The organism is Brevundimonas sp. LF-1 (genome assembly GCF_037055305.1).
Taxonomy (GTDB): Bacteria; Pseudomonadota; Alphaproteobacteria; order Caulobacterales; family Caulobacteraceae; genus Brevundimonas; species Brevundimonas sanguinis.
Genome location: NZ_CP146349.1, coordinates 2,342,152 through 2,357,686, shown reverse-complemented (window position 1 = coordinate 2,357,686; position 15,535 = coordinate 2,342,152). Strand labels below are relative to the sequence as shown.

Here is a 15,535-nt window from a genome sequence, read left to right as displayed (position 1 = left end):
AACGTTCGCAAACGCCGTTAGCTGACGGAACCGCCCCTCGTGGGCGAGCGGGCGGCGCGCATCGCCAGTCCTGTTCCGAGCCTGAGGCGGTATATGGAAAGCCCTACTCGTCAGTCAAGTATTTCTGTTTGCACGGCTCAGCTTGGCAAGGACGTTGCGGGCTGTATGTTCCGCCGTGGAGACAGGGAGAGGCAGATCGTATGCGCACAGCCGTATTGATCGCGGTGATGCTTGCCGCGCCGCTTGGCGCCCAGGCGTCGGATCGCGGACGGGGCGTCGAAGCCATGCAGGCGACCTTTGGAAATACTATCGTTTCCCACTATCCCAACGGCAACTGGGTCAAGCACTGGTTTGATCGTGACGGAGCCTATCGGGCCCTATTTTCAGACGGGCGTCGTCTGACGGCGCGCTGGGCGCAAGAGGACGACAAGATCTGTCTGAATGAGATCCGTCCCCGCATGATCATTTCGCGCTTCTGCACGCCCTATATCGAAGTCTCAGTGGGCGAGACCTGGTCGGGGCGCGATCCTTTGGGGCGCCGCGTTCGCAATCAGCTGGTCGCGGGGCGGTAGATTAAATACCCGCTCGTCCCGGCGTCTGCCGGGATGAGCGGTAATGGGAACAGAAGCAGGAAATGCCCCCGTTCCGTGAGAACGGGGGCTTGATCTATTCCGCGTCTGCGGCCTTAGCCGCCTTCTTGGCCGGAGCCTTCTTCGCGGCCGGCTTCTTGGCTGCGGGCTCCTTCTTGGCCGCAGGCTTCTTCGCAGCCGCCTTCTTGGCGGGCGCCTTCTTTTTCGGCGCGGCGCCGGCCTTGGCGGCCAGCAGGGGCAGGGCGGCCTCCATCGTCATGTCTTCGGGCGCCGTGCCCTTGGGCAGGGTGGCGTTGATCTTGCCTGACTTGACGTAGGGGCCGTAGCGTCCGGCCATGACCTGCACGGCCTCGCCCGTTTCCGGGTGGGCGCCCAGTTCCTTCAGCGGCGCGGCGGCCGAGGCGCGACCCGCACGACCCGCACGCTTTTCAGCCAGCAGGGCCACGGCGCGGTTCAGGCCGACGTCGAACACCTCTTCGATGTCGGCGACATTGGCGTAGGTGCCCGCGTGCGCCACGAACGGGCCGTAGCGGCCCAGGCTGGCGGTGATCATCTTGCCGTCTTCGGGGTGCGGGCCCACGTCGCGCGGCAGGCTGAGCAGGCGCAGCGCCTTCTCAAGATCCATCGACGCCGGGGTCCAGCCCTTGGGCAGGGACGAGCGTTTGGGCTTTTCCGCGTCCGGCGGCGTGGTTTCGACATAGGGGCCGAACCGACCGATCTTCAGATGCACCGGCTGGCCGGTCGCCGGATCGACGCCCAGTTCGCGGTCGCCGCTCTCCGCGCCGCCCTCGGCCGCGTCGGGCGAGGCCACCGGGCGGGTGTATTTGCACTCCGGATAGCGCGAGCAGCCGATGAAAGCGCCGAAACGGCTGGTCTTCAGGCTCAGCTGGCCTTCATGACAAACCGGGCATTCGCGCGGGTCCGCCCCGTCGCCCTTGTCGGGGAAGATGTGCGGGCCCAGGGCGTCGTTCAGGTGATCCAGGATAGCCGTGGTGCGCAACTCGCCCGCAGCCTGGGTCGCGGCGTGGAAGTCTTGCCAGAAGCGGCGCAGCAGGGTCTTCCAGTCCAGATCGCCCGCCGACACCTCGTCCAGCTGGGTCTCCAGCGCGGCGGTGAAGTCGTATTCGACCCATTTGGCGAAGAACTGCTCCAGGAAGGCCGTGACCAGCCGCCCCTTGTCCTCTGGGAAGAAGCGGTTCTTGTCCATGCGGACGTATTCGCGGTCGCGCAGGGTCGTCAGGATGGAGGCGTAGGTGGACGGACGGCCGATGCCCAACTCTTCCAGCTTCTTGACCAGGGTGGCTTCCGAGAAGCGCGGCGGCGGCTCGGTGAAATGCTGGTCGGTGCGGATCGCCTCGACCTTGGCCTTGGCGCCTTCCTTCAGCGCGGGCAGGCGGCCGCCTTCGTCCTCGTCTTCCTCGGCGCCTTTCTGCTTCTCGTCCCGGCCTTCCTCATAGGCGGCGATGAAGCCGTCGAAGGCCACGACCTGGCCGGTGGCGCGCAGGCCGGTCTGACCGTCGGGGGTCTCGATCTCGACCGTGGTGCGGTCCAGGCGCGCCGATTCCATCTGCGAGGCGATCATCCGCTTCCAGATCAGCTCATAGAGCCGCTGCAGGTCGCTATCGAGCCGCAGGGTGTCGGGGCTGCGCAGGATGTTGGTGGGACGGATGGCTTCGTGCGCTTCCTGGGCGTTCTTGGCCTTGGTCTTGTAGTAGCGCGGCTCGGCCGGGACGTAGGCCGGGCCGAAACGCTGGCCGATGGCCTCGCGCGCCTGAGCAATGCCTTCAGGCGTCACATAGACGCCGTCGGTACGCATGTAGGTGATCAGGCCGCCGGTGTCGTCGACGCCCTCGTACAGCTTCTGCGCCGCCTGCATGGTCCGCTGGGCGGTGAAGCCCAGCTTGCGCGCGGCTTCCTGCTGCAGGGTCGAGGTGGTGAAGGGCGGGGCGGGGGACCGCTTGGCCGGCTTCTTCTCGACCGACTTGATGGTGAAGTCGCCGCTATGGACGGCCTCGCGCGCGGCCATGGCCATGGCCTCGGACACGATGTCCAGGCGCTGGACGCGCTTGCCGTCATGCTTGACCAGGCGGGCGGTGAAGGGCGGGCTGTCGGCGATCAGGTCGGCTTCGACCGACCAGTATTCCTGAGCCTTGAACCGCTCGATCTCCATCTCGCGGTCGACGACGATGCGCAGGGCGACCGACTGCACCCGACCGGCCGAACGGGCGCCCGGCAGCTTGCGCCACAGCACCGGCGACAGGTTGAAGCCCACCAGATAGTCCAGCGCCCGGCGCGCCAGATAGGCGTCCACCAGCTCCATATCCAACTGGCGCGGGTTGGCCATGGCCTCCAGCACGGCGGACTTGGTGATGGCGTTGAAGGTGACGCGCTGGACGTCCTTGTCCTTCAGCGCCTTCTTCTTGTTCAGGATCTCCAGAACGTGCCAGCTGATCGCCTCTCCTCGCGGTCGGGGTCGGTGGCCAGGATGACACGGTCGGCGGCCTTGGCGGCCTCGGCGATCTCGGACAGGCGCTTGGAGGCCTTGGCGTCGACCTCCCAGTGCATGGCGAAATCATCGTCGGGCAGGACCGATCCGTCCTTGGACGGCAGGTCGCGGACGTGGCCGTAGGAAGCCAGAACCTTATAGTCCGAGCCCAGGTATTTATTGATGGTCTTGGCCTTGGCGGGGCTCTCGACGATGACGAGATTCATGGCGCTCTATCGGGGAAAAGGGGGCGCGAACGTGGTTGCGGCGCGCTCGGAAGTCAATCGGCGCATTTTAGTTGGGCAACCTTTCCGGGTAACGCGAGTTTGCAAACCATTGTAAGTTGTGTTCCTCTGAGGCGTTCTCGGGAGGGTTGACGATGAGCCAAACAGCACAGCGACGCCGCCAGGCGCCAAGCCCGGATCTGACGGACTATCCGGTTCGTGAATATGTAGCCGCCATGGCTATGGAACTGGCCGGCATGGCCCGCTGGGACGGGGACGAACGGTTGGCCGGCATTCTTGAAAACGCGGCGGATCTGGCCCGCCGCACCGCCCCTGCCTAGACCGAGGCCATGCCGCCGGGCAGCAAGGTCGCCCGCCCTGCGAGATCAAGCTCCAGCAGGGCGGCGGCTGTTTCCGCGATTGACAATCTCGCCGCTCGGGCCAGTTCGTCGCGGCTGACCGGCGAGGGGGACAGCAGGGCTTCTACCCGTTCCAGCACGTCGTCTTCGATCTGGTCAGGTCGGCCGGCGTCGAACGGCGAATCAGCGGGCGACTCTCGCAGGGTTCGCAGAGAGGCGAATGCCCGCTCGATGTCCTCCATCCCTTCACACAAGATAGCGCCCTGGCGCAGCAGTTCGTTCGGCCCTCTGGAGCGGGGGTCCAGCGGCGAGCCGGGCACGGCGAAGACGTCGCGGCCCTGTTCGCCCGCCAGCCGGGCGGTGATCAGCGAGCCTGAGCGGATTTCCGCCTCGACCACGACCACGCCACGCGACAGGCCCGAGATGATGCGGTTGCGGCGCGGGAAGTCGCGCGCCTGCGCCCGCGCGCCGACAGGGCTTTCCGAGACGATGCACCCGCGCTCGGCGATCTGGCGATACAGGTCGGCGTTGTCGGACGGATAGACGTCGTCCACGCCGCCGCCCAGAACGGCGATCGTGCCGGTGTCCAGAGCCAAGGTGCGCCGCCGCATCGACCCCGCGCGCGAGGCCCGAGACGACGACGTGACCGCTTTCACCCAGTTGTTGCGCCAGTCCGCGCGCGATCCGCTGGCCGCCGGCCGAGGCGATGCGCGCGCCGACGATGGCCATGCAGGGCCGCCGCATCAGCGCCGGGTCGCCAAGGGTCCACAGCAGAGGCGGCGGCGGATCGACGGCGGCGAGGGCTTCGGGATAGGCGGCCTCGCCCCACAGGATCAGTTGCGCGCCGATACGGGCGCCCGCCTCAAGCTCGGCCTCGACGGCGTCGGGCGCAGGTATGGCGTAGCCAGAGCGTCCCCGATTGCGGATCAGGTCGGGCAGGGCGTCCAGAGCGCGCTCGGCCGAACCGTACCGCTGGAGCAACTGGGAAAAGGCCACGGGGCCGACGCGGTCGGTCCGGGCGAGCCGGAGGCGGGCGAAACGCTCTGCCTCCGACAGGGGCGTCACGCCTTCTTCGCCCCGATCTTGGGCTCGGCGCCTTTGAGCAGGCGGCCGATGTTCTCATGGTGGCGGATGAAGATCAGCACGGCGGTGAAGACCGCCAGGACCAGGATGGGCGCAGGCGCAGGCAGGCCCAGCGCCGGCAGGGGCAGCAGGGCGTAGAGCGGCGTGAGCGCCGCCGCCGCCAGGGCCGACAGCGAGGAGTAGCGCAGGGCGAACGCCATGATCAGCCAGGTCGCCGCCGCCAGCAGGCCCAGCGGCCAGCACGCGGCCAGGATCAGGCCGAAGAAGGTCGCCACCCCCTTGCCGCCCTTGAACCCCAGCCAGACCGGGAAAAGGTGGCCCAGAAAGGCCGCGCCCCCGGCGATGGCGCCGGCGACGTCCGTTCCCAGCAGATGCCGCGCGATCAGCAGGGCGACCGCGCCCTTGCCCGCATCCAGGATCAGGGTGGCGATAGCCAGATCCTTGCGCCCGGTGCGCAGGACGTTGGTCGCGCCGATGTTGCCCGAACCGATGTTGCGCACGTCGCCCGCACCCGCCGCGCGGGTCAGGATGACGCCGAAGGGAATGGAGCCCAGCAGGTATCCGCCAATAGCCACAAGCCCGAGCGTAAGGAGCGCCGGCCCCGCCAGATCCTGCAAGTGATCGCTCCCCTTAACGTGCGTCGTGGACGATGCGGCCCGAAACGACGGTGAGCAAGACCTTCCCTTGCAGTCGCCGCCCGTCAAAGGGCGAATTCTTCGATTTGGAGCGAAGCGTCGCGGCGTCGATCACCACCGGCGCCCCGCGTCGAACAGCACCAGATCGGCGGGCCCCTTGCGACAGCTCACCAGCTTCCAGCCCCAGCAGGGCTGCGGGCCCCTGCGTCAACGGCCGCAGCACGTCCAGCAGGTCGACGCCGTATTCGTGGTGCAGCGTCAGGGCGGCGGGCAGCAGGGTCTCCAGACCCACCGCGCCCGGCTCGGCCTCGGCGAACGGGCGGCGCTTGTTTTCGGCCGGTTCGGGACAGTGGGCCGAGGTGATGACGTCGATCAGGCCGTCGCGCACCGCCTCGACCAGGGCCTGCCGGTCGCTCTCGGCGCGCAGGGGCGGGTCCAGCCGGTAGAAGGTGCGATAGTCGCCGATGTCGATTTCGTTGAAGCACAGGTGATTGATCGAGGCCGAGGCCGCGACCTCCAGCCCGCGCGCACGGGCGCGGGCCAGCGTCTCCAGCGCGCCCTCGGTCGAGATCTGGTCGATCAGGAAGCGCGCGCCGGTCTGCTCGACCAGGGCCAGGTCGCGCTCCAGCTGGATGCGCTCGGCGATGGCGGGCGCGCCGGACAGGCCCAGCCGGGTCGCCAGCTCGCCGGAGGTCGCCACCGCGCCTTCCGACAGCCACGGCTCGGTCGGACGGCAGGCGATCAGGGCGTTGAACGAGGCGGCGTAGCTCATGACCCGTTGCAGGGTGCGGGTGTTGCGGATCACCCGGTCGCCGTCGGTGAAATAAAGGGCGCCCGCCTCATGCATCAGGCCGATCTCGGCCATGCGCTCGCCGTCACGGCTTTGCGTCGCCGCGCCCGCCGCGCGGACGTGGACCAGATCCAGCGCCGCGCCGCGCCGCTGGATGTGGTCGATCATGGCCGGGTCGTCGATCGCCGGATCGGTGTCGGGCTGGACGACGATGGTGGTGACGCCGCCCGCCGCCGCCGACAGGCTGGCCGACTTCAGCGTCTCCTTGGGCTCGTTGCCAGGCTCGCCGGTCTTGACCCGGATGTCGATCAGGCCGGGCGCCAGGCAGCGGCCCTCGGCGTCGATGATCTGCACGCCCTCGGGGCGCTGGGTCGCCTGTCCGTGGATGACCTCGACGATGCGGCCGTCAGCGATCAGGACCGCGCCGGGACCGTCATAGTCGCTGGCCGGGTCCAGCAGGCGGGCGTTGACAATGGCCAGAGCCTTGGGGGCGATAGGTTGAGCGGCGGTCATGCGGCGCCTCCCGCGCGGCGGTGGGCGAGGGCGGCCAGAACGGCCATGCGGGCGGCGACGCCCATCTCGACCTGATCCTGGATCAGGGAGACGCTCAGGTCGTCCGCCACGTCGGAATCGATCTCTACGCCCCGGTTCATCGGGCCGGGGTGCATGACCTTGGCGTTCGGCGCGGCCCAGGCCAGCTTTTCGCGGTCCAGACCCCAGAAGCGGAAATACTCGCGCGTCGAGGGGATCAGGGCGCCCGCCATCCGCTCCAGTTGAAGGCGCAGCATCATGACCACGTTGCAACCGGCCAGACCCTCCCTCATGTCGTGGAAGACCTCGCAGCCCCAGCGGTCGGCGTCGCCGGGCACCAGCGTCGGCGGTCCGATCAGCCGCACCCGCGCGCCCATCATCTGCAGCAGGGCGACGTTCGAGCGCGCCACGCGGCTGTGGGCGATGTCGCCGCAGATGGCGATGCTCAGCCCGCCCACGTCGCCGAAGGCGCGGCGGATGGACAGCAGGTCCAGCAGGGCCTGCGTCGGGTGCTCGTGGCGGCCGTCGCCGGCGTTGACCACGGCGCAGCCCACCTTCTGCGACAGCAGGTCCACCGCGCCGGAAGACGCATGGCGCACGACCAGAATCTCCGGCTTCATGGCGTTCAGCGTGACGGCGGTGTCGATCAGCGTCTCGCCCTTCTTCACCGAGGACGAGGCGACCGGCATGGTCACGACATCGGCGCCCAGACGCTTGGCCGCGATCTCGAAAGAGGAACTGGTCCGCGTCGAGTTCTCGAAGAACAGGTTCACGACCGTCTGGCCGCGCATCAGGTCCACGCCCTTGGCTGACTGCCTGTTAAAGTCGACGAAGGCGTCGGCCAGGTCCAGCAAGGCCAAGGCGGCCGGCGGATGAAGATCTCCGGCGGCGAGGAAGTGGTCGCGAGGAAACGGCGTCAGCCGTTCCTTGATGAGATCGGTGACAGGCGCTGCGTGGGTCATTGAGACGCCGTAATAGGCGGGACTCAGGCCAGATGGAATAGCAGCAGGGCCGTAGGGATGCCGATGACCGAGAATACCGTGGTCGCCGCGATGATCCCGGCCATCAGCGGCGCGTCTCCGCCCATCTGACGCGCCAGCACATAGGCTGAGGCGGCGCCCGGCGCGGCCCCGCACAGCAGGGCGATTCCCTGGGCCATCTCATCGCCGCCATACAGGCGCGCCAGCTGCCACATGGCCAGCGGCGTCACGATCATCTTGACCACGACCACGGCGCCGACGGTGACGCGGGTGCGCGCCAACTCGCGGAAGCTCAGCCCTGCGCCCGCCACGATCAGCCCCAGTGGCAGGGCGGCTGATCCCAGCAGTTGCAGCGTCTCGGCCACGCCGGGCGGTTTGGGCGCGCCCGAGAAGTTCAGCGCCAGCCCCAGCAGACAGGCCAGCAGGATGGGGTTGGACATCATCGCCCGGAAGAGTGCCTTGGGCGAGGCGCCGCGCTGGTCCGCGCCCCATTTGGCCAGGACGATGACGCTCAGGATGTTGCTGACCGGGATCATGGCGGCGATGACCACGGCGGCCAGGCCGACGCCCTCGGGCCCGAAGGTCGCCTGCACGACCGGCAGGAAGACGAAGCTGTTCCAGCGGATCATGCCCTGAAACACGCTGGTGTAGGCCGGGCCGCTGAGGGCAGCAGCGGCTTGGACAGCAGGGTCAGGGTCGAGACGATGATGGACACCGTCACGGCGGCGCCCGCCGCGCCCGCGGCCGATCCCGAAAGGTCTGCGTTCCAGATCGCCGGGATCAGGAAGCCGGGATAGAGGACATTGATGGCCAGCTTCTCGATCGGCCGCCAGGCGGCGTCGGGCAGGTAGTCCGACTTCTTCAGGCCATAGCCGAGCGCCAGCAGCAGGAAGACCGGCAGGACGCCCGCGAAGATGGCCGCCATTTCAGGGGCGCAGCCGGTCCAGCGCGCCTTGCAGGATCCAGGCGGCGGCGGTGCGGTCCACCACATCGGCGCGGCGCTTGCGGGTCAGGTCCAGCTCGTCGATCAGGAAGCGCTCGACCGCCGTGGTCGACAGCCGCTCGTCTTGAAAGGCCACGTTGACCGGCCGGAACCGTTCCAGATTGCGGGCGAAGGCGCGGCACGACTGGGCGCGCGGCCCCTCGGTCCCGTCCATGTTCAGCGGCAGGCCGATGACCAGCGCCGAGACCTTGCGGCCGTCCATGATCTTGAACAGCTGTTCGGCGTCCTGGCTGAACTTGGTCTTGCGGATCAGCTCCAGCGGGCTGGCGATGATGCGCCCGGCGTCGGAGGCGGCGACGCCGATGGTGTTCTCGCCCAGATCCAGACCCAGCCACGGGGTGTTGGGCGGGCAGGCGGCGGACAGTTCGGAAAGGTCAAAGACAGGCACGAGGGCGCGTTAGGCTCTGTGAGGGCGCGTGTCAAAGCGGATCCCTATAACCCCGCTCATCCCGGCGGACGCCGGGACCCAGTAAGAGCCGCGCGCACGCCGGTTCGCAACCATCATGCAATGGTCAAGGTTTCTGCTTGAAGCCAAAGCACTGGATCCCGGCGTCCGCCGGGATGAGCGGTGAGGTGGAGTGACTCACACGTCGTCATCCCCGACCGGCCCGCCTTCATTCTCCATGCGCCGGATCGAGCGGACTTCCTTGCGCGTGAACTTCAGCCGCACGCCCAGGCCGCCTTCGTCGTCGCCCAGGAACACGGCGCCGCCTTCCTCCAGCGCGGCCTGCAGGCGGCTGCGCGCCTCCTCGCCGGGGTCGACGTTCTCGCGCTCGAAGTCGGCCAGAACATCGGCCGTCAGGCCGGACAGGCGGGCCACATGGTCGCGCGGCCATTGCACCAGGGCGCGGGCGGCGCGGACTTGGGGGCCGGTGATCTTCATGGTCGGGTCTCCTTGTAAGGCGAGCCTTCATCTTCGCGCGGGCGGTCTGTCAGGATAGGGGGTCTTTGGTCGCCATGGTCAAGCTGGACGAAGTGCGGCGCCCGATCCTTGTCGAACCGGCGTTGAAACGCTAATCCCGCCCCCTCAGACTCTCATGCTTTGGAGGGCCGCATGGCCATCGACGCCGCGACGGTGCGCAAGGTTGCGCATCTCGCCCGCATCAAGACCCCCGAGGACCGCCTGGAGCCGCTGGCCCAGGAGCTGAACGGCATCCTGCAGTGGATCGAACAGCTGGACGAGGTGGACGTGCAGGGCGTCGAGCCGATGACCTCCAACGTGTCTCAACCCTTGCGTCTGCGCGACGACGTGGTGACGGACGGCGACAAGGTCGCCGACGTCCTGTCCAACGCGCCCAAATCCGCCGACGGCTTCTTCGTCGTGCCCAAGGTCGTGGAGTAAGTCATGACCGATCTGACCAAACTGACCCTGGCCGACGCCGTCGACGGCCTGAAGGCCAAGACCTTCTCGTCGCAAGAGCTGACCCAGGCCTTCCTGACCAATATCGAGGCCTCCAACCCGACGCTGAACGCCTATATCGAGGTGACGGCGGACAAGGCCATCGAACAGGCGCGGGCCTCCGACGCCCGTCTGGCCAAGGGCGAGGGCGGGGCGCTGGAAGGCGCGCCGCTGGGCATCAAGGACCTGTTTTGCACCGAAGGCGTGCAGACGACCGCCGCCTCCAACATGCTGCGCGGCTTCGTGCCGCCGTATGAATCCACCGTCACCGCCAATCTGTGGCGCGACGGCGCGGTCATGCTGGGCAAGCTGAACATGGACGAGTTCGCCATGGGCTCGGCCAACGAAACCTCGGCCTTCGGTCCGGTGAAGAACCCGTGGAAGGCCAAGGGTTCGGACGCCGAACTGACGCCGGGCGGTTCGTCGGGCGGCTCTGCCTCGGCCGTGGCTTCCGACCTGTGTCTGGCCGCGACGGCCTCGGACACCGGCGGTTCGATCCGCCAGCCCGCCGCCTTCACCGGCACGGTCGGCATCAAGCCGACCTACGGCCGCGCCAGCCGCTTCGGCATGGTGGCCTTCGCCTCGTCGCTGGATCAGGCCGGGCCGATCACCAAGACGGTGAAGGACGCGGCCCTGCTGCTGAAGTCCATGTGCTCGTTTGACGCCAAGGACTCGACCAGCCTCGACGTCCCGACCCCCGACTGGACCCAGTGCGTCGGCCAGTCGGTCAAGGGCCTGCGCATCGGCGTCCCGGCGGAATATCTGATCGACGGCATGTCCGAGGAGATCAAGGCGCTGTGGCAACAGGGCGTCGAGTGGCTGAAGGCCGCCGGCTGCGAGATCGTCCAGATCAGCCTGCCGCACACCAAATACGCCCTGCCGACCTATTACATCGTGGCCCCGGCCGAGGCGTCGTCGAACCTGGCCCGCTATGACGGGATGCGCTTCGGCCATCGCGCCGAGGACTTCTCGTCGCTGGACGACCTCTACGCCGCCTCGCGCGCCGAGGGCTTCGGCAAGGAGGTCCAGCGCCGCCTGACCATCGGCGCTTATGTGCTGTCGGCGGGCTTCTACGACGCCTATTACGTCAAGGCGCTGAAGGTGCGTCGCCGCATCGCCGAGGACTTCGACAACGTCTGGGGCAAGGTGGACGCGATCCTGACGCCGTCCACTCCGTCGGCCGCCTTCGCTATCGGCGACAAGCAGATCGACCCTCTGACCATGTATCTGAACGACGTCTTCACGGTGACGACCAATCTGGCCGGTCTGCCGGGCATTTCGGTGCCTGCCGGACTGAACAGCGAGGGCCTGCCGCTGGGCCTGCAAGTCATCGGCAAAGCCCTGGATGAAGCGACCGTCTTCCAGGTCGCGGGCGCCCTCGAAGACGCGGCGGGCTTCGTCGCCAAGCCGGACCGTTGGTGGTGAGCATGACTGAGAACTCCAAACTGATCCAGGGCCGCACGGGCGCTTGGGAAATCGTCATGGGTCTGGAGATCCACGCCCAGGTGGCCTCGAACGCCAAGCTGTTCTCGGGCGCGGCGGTCGGCTTCGGCGCCGGGCCGAACGAGCAGGTGTCGCTGATCGACGCGGGCTTCCCCGGCATGCTTCCGACCCTGAACAAATACTGCGTCGAGCAGGCGGTGAAGTCGGGCCTGGGCCTGCGCGCCCAGATCAATCTGAAGAGCCAGTTCGACCGCAAGAACTACTTCTATCCCGACCTGCCGACCGGCTATCAGATCAGCCAGCTGTATCACCCCATCGTCGGCGAGGGCGTGGTCGAGGTGGAGGCCGAGGACGGCAGCTTCTTCAACGTCGGCATCGAGCGCCTGCACCTGGAACAGGACGCGGGCAAGCTGATCCACGACCTGTCGCCGACGGAATCCTACGTCGACCTGAACCGGGCGGGCACGGCGCTGATGGAGATCGTCTCGCGCCCCGACATTCGCTCGCCGGAAGAGGCGGTCGCCTACGTCAAGAAGATCCGGACCATCCTGATCTACCTCGGCACCTGCGACGGCGACATGGAGAAGGGCAATCTGCGCGCCGACGTGAACGTGTCGGTCTGCCGCGCCGGCAACTACGACAAGTTCAAGGAAACGGGCGACTTCAGCTTCCTGGGGACGCGCTGCGAGATCAAGAACGTCAACAGCTTCCGCTTCATTTCTCAGGCGATCCAGTATGAGGCGCGCCGCCAGATCGAGATCCTCGAGGACGGCGGTTCGATCACGCAGGAAACCCGTCTGTTCGACGCGGTGAAGGGCGAAACCCGCTCCATGCGCTCCAAGGAAGAGGCGCAGGACTATCGCTACTTCCCCGACCCCGACCTGCTGCCGCTGGTGCTGGAACAGGCCTGGATCGACGAGATCAAGGCCAGCCTGCCGGAACTCCCCGACGACAAGCGCCGCCGCTTCATGAGCGAATACGGCCTGTCGCAATACGACGCGGGCGTGCTGATCTCGGAACAGGCCAAGGCCGACTATTTCGAGGCCGCCGCGAAAGGCCGCGACGCCAAGCTGGTCTCCAACTGGGTGACGAACGAGGTCTCGGCCCGTCTGGCTGCGGACGGCAAGGACTTCAGCGACAACCCGCTGCCCGCCGCCCACGTGGCCCAACTGGTCGAACTGATCGAGACCAACGTCATCTCGTCCAAGATCGCCAAGGAAGTGTTCGACCACGTCTGGAACGGCGAAGGCTCGCCCGCCGAGGTCGTCGAGAAGCACGGCCTGAAGCAGGTCACGGACACCGGCGCCATCGAGAAGGCGGTGGACGAGATCATCGCCGCCAACCCCGACAAGGCCGCCGCCGTCGCCGAGAAGCCTCAGGCCATCGGCTGGTTCGTCGGTCAGGTCATGAAGGCCACCGGCGGCAAGGCCAACCCGGCCGCCGTCAACGACATCCTGAAGGCCAAGCTGGGTCTCTGATTTGGCGGCTGATCCTGGGGGCCGTCGCTCCCAGGATCAGCGTCCTCGACCGGTTTACAGGCTGTCGACCATCACCAGTTCGGCGTCGGCCTTGGCCGTGATGGTGATCGTCGGCTCGTCCATGATGCCCGCGCCGTCGCGCGCGTTCAGAGTCGTGCCGTTGACCTCCACCTGGCCCACGGCGGGCACCAGATAGGCGCGGCGGCCGCTAGCCAGATCATAAGACAGGCTTTCGCCCGCCTTTAGCGTGGCAGCCAGCACCTTGGCGTCTGCGTTAATCGTCAGCGCTTCGTCCGCCGGATCGCCCGAGGCGACGACGGTGAAACGGCCCGAACGGTCGCTTTTGGGGAACTCGCGTTGCCCCCACGACGGCTGGGCGCCCGGCCGATCCGTCTCGATCCAGATCTGGAACAGCGTCGTGAGCTCGTTCTCCATATTGTATTCGGCGTGACGCACGCCGGTCCCGGCGCTCATCACCTGAACGTCGCCCGCACCGGTGCGGCCGGTGTTGCCCATCGAGTCCTGGTGGGTGATCGCTCCGGTGCGGACATAGGTGATGATTTCCATGTCGGCGTGCGGGTGGGGCGGAAAGCCCGACTGCGCGGCGATCTCATCGTCGTTCCAGACGCGCAGACGGCCCCAGCCCATGCGCTTCGGATCATAGTAGTTGGCGAACGAGAAGTGGTGTTTGGCGTTCAGCCAGCCGTGGTTGGCGCCGCCGAGGGTGTTGAAGGGTCTGACGTCGATCATTGTGCGCTCTCCGATTGTGCGCAGCCTGCGCCGCGCCGTTGGAAAACCATATAGGCAACTAGAACTGTTACGAAAAGGGGTCGCTGAAACCGGCCTCAGCATTTGCCCGACTCCGCGCGGGGCGCTACAGCCTTCGGCTCTCCCTCCCTTGAGCGCCGAAAGAGCGACGCCATGCACGATATCCGAGCCATTCGCGACAATCCCGAAGCCTTCGTTGCGGGCTGGTCGTCGCGCGGCGTGGATGACGCCGCCGATGTCGTTGCGCGCATTCTGGCGCTGGACGTGGAACTGCGCGCCGCCCAGACGCGCGGTCAGGACGCCCTGGCCAAACGCAACGCCGCCTCCAAGGCCATCGGCGCCGCCATGGGCAAGAAGGACATGGCCGAGGCCGACCGCCTGAAGGCTGAGGTCGAGGCCCTCAAGGGCGAAATCGCTGCGGCGGGCGAGACCGAAGCCGCCAAGGGCGCCGAACTGCGCGACCTGCTGGCCGGACTGAAGAATCTGGCCGCCGCCGACGTGCCGGACGGCGAAGACGAGAACGACAACGTCGAGGTCCTGAAGTGGGGCGAACCCCGCACGACCGGCCCAGCCAAGGATCACGCCGATCTGGGCGAGGCCCTGGGCCTGCTGGACTTTGAAGCCGCCGCCAAGATGTCCGGCTCGCGCTTCGCCGTGCTGAAAGGCCAACTGGCGCGTCTGGAGCGCGCCATCGGCCAGTTCATGCTGGATACGCAGACCGACAAGCACGGGTATCAGGAAGTGAACCCGCCTTATCTGGTGCGCGACGAGGCGATGTTTGGCACGGGGCAGTTGCCGAAGTTTCGTGACGACCAGTTTCTAAGTTTCAACGGTCAGCAGACCGCTTCTGATTACGTATCAACTATCCAGCGCCATGCCTTCATGCGCATCTGGAACGGCAGTGCGGAGCACGGCGAGGAACTGATCCAGCGACAGGAAGCAGCAGAAAGCATCCTTGAAATCCCGGATGCGGAACTTGCTCAAATTTTCGATGCCCAGTCCGGTCGTTTCTGGCTCATCCCCACCGCCGAAGTTTCCCTGACCAACCTTGTGCGCGAGCAAATCCTGTCCGAGGACGAGGTCGCCCAGCCCATGCGCCTGACCGCCCTGACGCCCTGCTTCCGCGCCGAAGCCGGCTCGGCGGGGCGCGATACGCGTGGCCTGATCCGCCAGCACCAGTTCTCTAAGGTCGAGATGGTCTCCATCTGCCGCCCAGAGGATTCCGAGGCCGAGCACGAGCGTATGACCGGTTGCGCCGAGGCGGTGCTGCAGGCGCTGGAGCTGCCCTATCGCAAGGTGCTGCTGTGCAAGGGCGACATGGGCTTCTCGGCGCAGAAGACCTATGACCTCGAGGTCTGGCTGCCTTCTCAGAACACCTACCGCGAGATCAGCTCTTGCTCGAACTGCGGCGACTTCCAGGCCCGGCGCATGGACGCCCGGTTCAAGCGCGCGGGCGAGAAGAAGACCGAATATCTGCACACCCTGAACGGCTCGGGCCTGGCGGTCGGCCGCACCCTGGTCGCGGTGATGGAAAACTATCAGCAGGAGGACGGAACCATCGCCGTGCCGGCCGCCCTGCAGCCTTATATGGGCGGGTTGAAAGTGGTCGGGGGCGCTGCATGAACCCTTCTCCCCTCGGGGGAGAAGGTGGCGTGCGGAGCGCGACGGTTGAGGGGGCTGTGTCCGCACTCCCGCCGGTCCGCCTCTTGAAACCTACCCCTCATCCGAGCGCCTGCGGCGCCCACCTTCTCCCCCAAGGGGAGAAGG

General features: G+C 67.2%; 14 protein-coding genes and 2 pseudogenes. 6 read left to right on the top strand and 10 right to left on the bottom strand.

Annotation, left to right across the window (positions count from 1 at the left end; translation table 11 throughout):
• Positions 1 to 200: 200 nt before the first annotated feature.
• Positions 201 to 572: a hypothetical protein gene (locus V8F63_RS13045; protein WP_278069026.1), complete on the top strand. Its 372-nt coding sequence runs from the start codon at positions 201 to 203 to the stop codon at positions 570 to 572.
• 94 nt (positions 573 to 666) lie between these two features.
• Here the strand turns inward: V8F63_RS13045 and topA are convergent.
• A pseudogene (gene topA / locus V8F63_RS13040) lies at positions 667 to 3,302 on the bottom strand (type I DNA topoisomerase).
• 152 nt (positions 3,303 to 3,454) lie between these two features.
• On the opposite strand from topA, the gene V8F63_RS13035 reads away from it, so the two are divergent.
• The gene (locus tag V8F63_RS13035; RefSeq protein ID WP_134580910.1) at positions 3,455 to 3,640 is read left to right on the top strand and encodes a hypothetical protein; all 186 of its coding nucleotides are present in this window, start codon (positions 3,455 to 3,457) and stop codon (positions 3,638 to 3,640) included.
• Here V8F63_RS13035 and dprA read toward each other — a convergent pair.
• The 8 genes and pseudogenes from dprA to V8F63_RS12995 form a co-directional block, all read right to left on the bottom strand.
• A pseudogene (dprA, locus tag V8F63_RS13030) lies at positions 3,637 to 4,723 on the bottom strand (DNA-processing protein DprA). The gene V8F63_RS13035 and the pseudogene dprA sit on opposite strands and share 4 nt — an antisense overlap.
• Positions 4,720 to 5,358: a glycerol-3-phosphate 1-O-acyltransferase PlsY gene (gene plsY / locus V8F63_RS13025; protein ID WP_303682806.1), complete on the bottom strand. Its 639-nt coding sequence runs from the start codon at positions 5,356 to 5,358 to the stop codon at positions 4,720 to 4,722. The pseudogene dprA and the gene plsY overlap by 4 nt, the downstream one beginning before the upstream one ends.
• A gap of 13 nt (positions 5,359 to 5,371) precedes the next feature.
• Positions 5,372 to 6,679: a dihydroorotase gene (gene pyrC / locus V8F63_RS13020; protein WP_392353559.1), complete on the bottom strand. Its 1,308-nt coding sequence runs from the start codon at positions 6,677 to 6,679 to the stop codon at positions 5,372 to 5,374.
• Positions 6,676 to 7,659 (bottom strand): aspartate carbamoyltransferase catalytic subunit, encoded by a 984-nt coding sequence (locus V8F63_RS13015; protein WP_392353557.1) that lies wholly within the window; start codon positions 7,657 to 7,659, stop codon positions 6,676 to 6,678. The genes pyrC and V8F63_RS13015 overlap by 4 nt, the downstream gene beginning before the upstream one ends.
• Before the next feature lie 23 nt (positions 7,660 to 7,682).
• Entirely contained in the window at positions 7,683 to 8,318 is a 636-nt protein-coding gene (locus tag V8F63_RS13010) for an AEC family transporter (RefSeq protein WP_392353556.1), read from the bottom strand.
• A complete protein-coding gene (locus V8F63_RS13005; protein WP_392353554.1) occupies positions 8,303 to 8,602 on the bottom strand; it encodes an AEC family transporter in 300 nt (99 codons plus the stop codon). The genes V8F63_RS13010 and V8F63_RS13005 overlap by 16 nt, the downstream gene beginning before the upstream one ends.
• Before the next feature lies 1 nt (position 8,603).
• Positions 8,604 to 9,068: a Holliday junction resolvase RuvX gene (gene ruvX / locus V8F63_RS13000; protein WP_134580891.1), complete on the bottom strand. Its 465-nt coding sequence runs from the start codon at positions 9,066 to 9,068 to the stop codon at positions 8,604 to 8,606.
• 195 nt (positions 9,069 to 9,263) lie between these two features.
• Positions 9,264 to 9,563, bottom strand: a complete 300-nt coding sequence (locus tag V8F63_RS12995) for a DNA-binding protein (RefSeq protein WP_392353553.1) — start codon at positions 9,561 to 9,563, stop codon at positions 9,264 to 9,266.
• A 171-nt stretch (positions 9,564 to 9,734) separates the two neighbouring features.
• Between V8F63_RS12995 and gatC the strand changes: the two genes are divergently transcribed.
• The 3 genes from gatC to gatB are packed head-to-tail and all read left to right on the top strand — an operon-like array spanning position 9,735 to position 13,000.
• Entirely contained in the window at positions 9,735 to 10,022 is a 288-nt protein-coding gene (gene gatC / locus V8F63_RS12990; protein WP_003167060.1) for an Asp-tRNA(Asn)/Glu-tRNA(Gln) amidotransferase subunit GatC, read from the top strand.
• Positions 10,023 to 10,025: 3 nt separating this feature from the next.
• On the top strand, positions 10,026 to 11,504 hold the full coding sequence (gatA, locus tag V8F63_RS12985) for an Asp-tRNA(Asn)/Glu-tRNA(Gln) amidotransferase subunit GatA (RefSeq protein ID WP_392353551.1): 1,479 nt from the start codon (positions 10,026 to 10,028) through the stop codon (positions 11,502 to 11,504).
• Positions 11,505 to 11,506: 2 nt separating this feature from the next.
• Positions 11,507 to 13,000, top strand: a complete 1,494-nt coding sequence (gatB, locus tag V8F63_RS12980) for an Asp-tRNA(Asn)/Glu-tRNA(Gln) amidotransferase subunit GatB (protein ID WP_392353550.1) — start codon at positions 11,507 to 11,509, stop codon at positions 12,998 to 13,000.
• 54 nt (positions 13,001 to 13,054) lie between these two features.
• Here gatB and V8F63_RS12975 read toward each other — a convergent pair whose 3' ends face one another.
• Positions 13,055 to 13,750, bottom strand: coding sequence for a pirin family protein (locus V8F63_RS12975; RefSeq protein WP_392353548.1), 696 nt, complete (start codon positions 13,748 to 13,750; stop codon positions 13,055 to 13,057).
• A gap of 171 nt (positions 13,751 to 13,921) precedes the next feature.
• Here V8F63_RS12975 and serS point away from each other — a divergent pair, with 171 nt between their 5' ends.
• On the top strand, positions 13,922 to 15,391 hold the full coding sequence (gene serS, locus V8F63_RS12970) for a serine--tRNA ligase (RefSeq protein WP_392353547.1): 1,470 nt from the start codon (positions 13,922 to 13,924) through the stop codon (positions 15,389 to 15,391).
• The last annotated feature ends 144 nt before the right edge of the window (positions 15,392 to 15,535 follow it).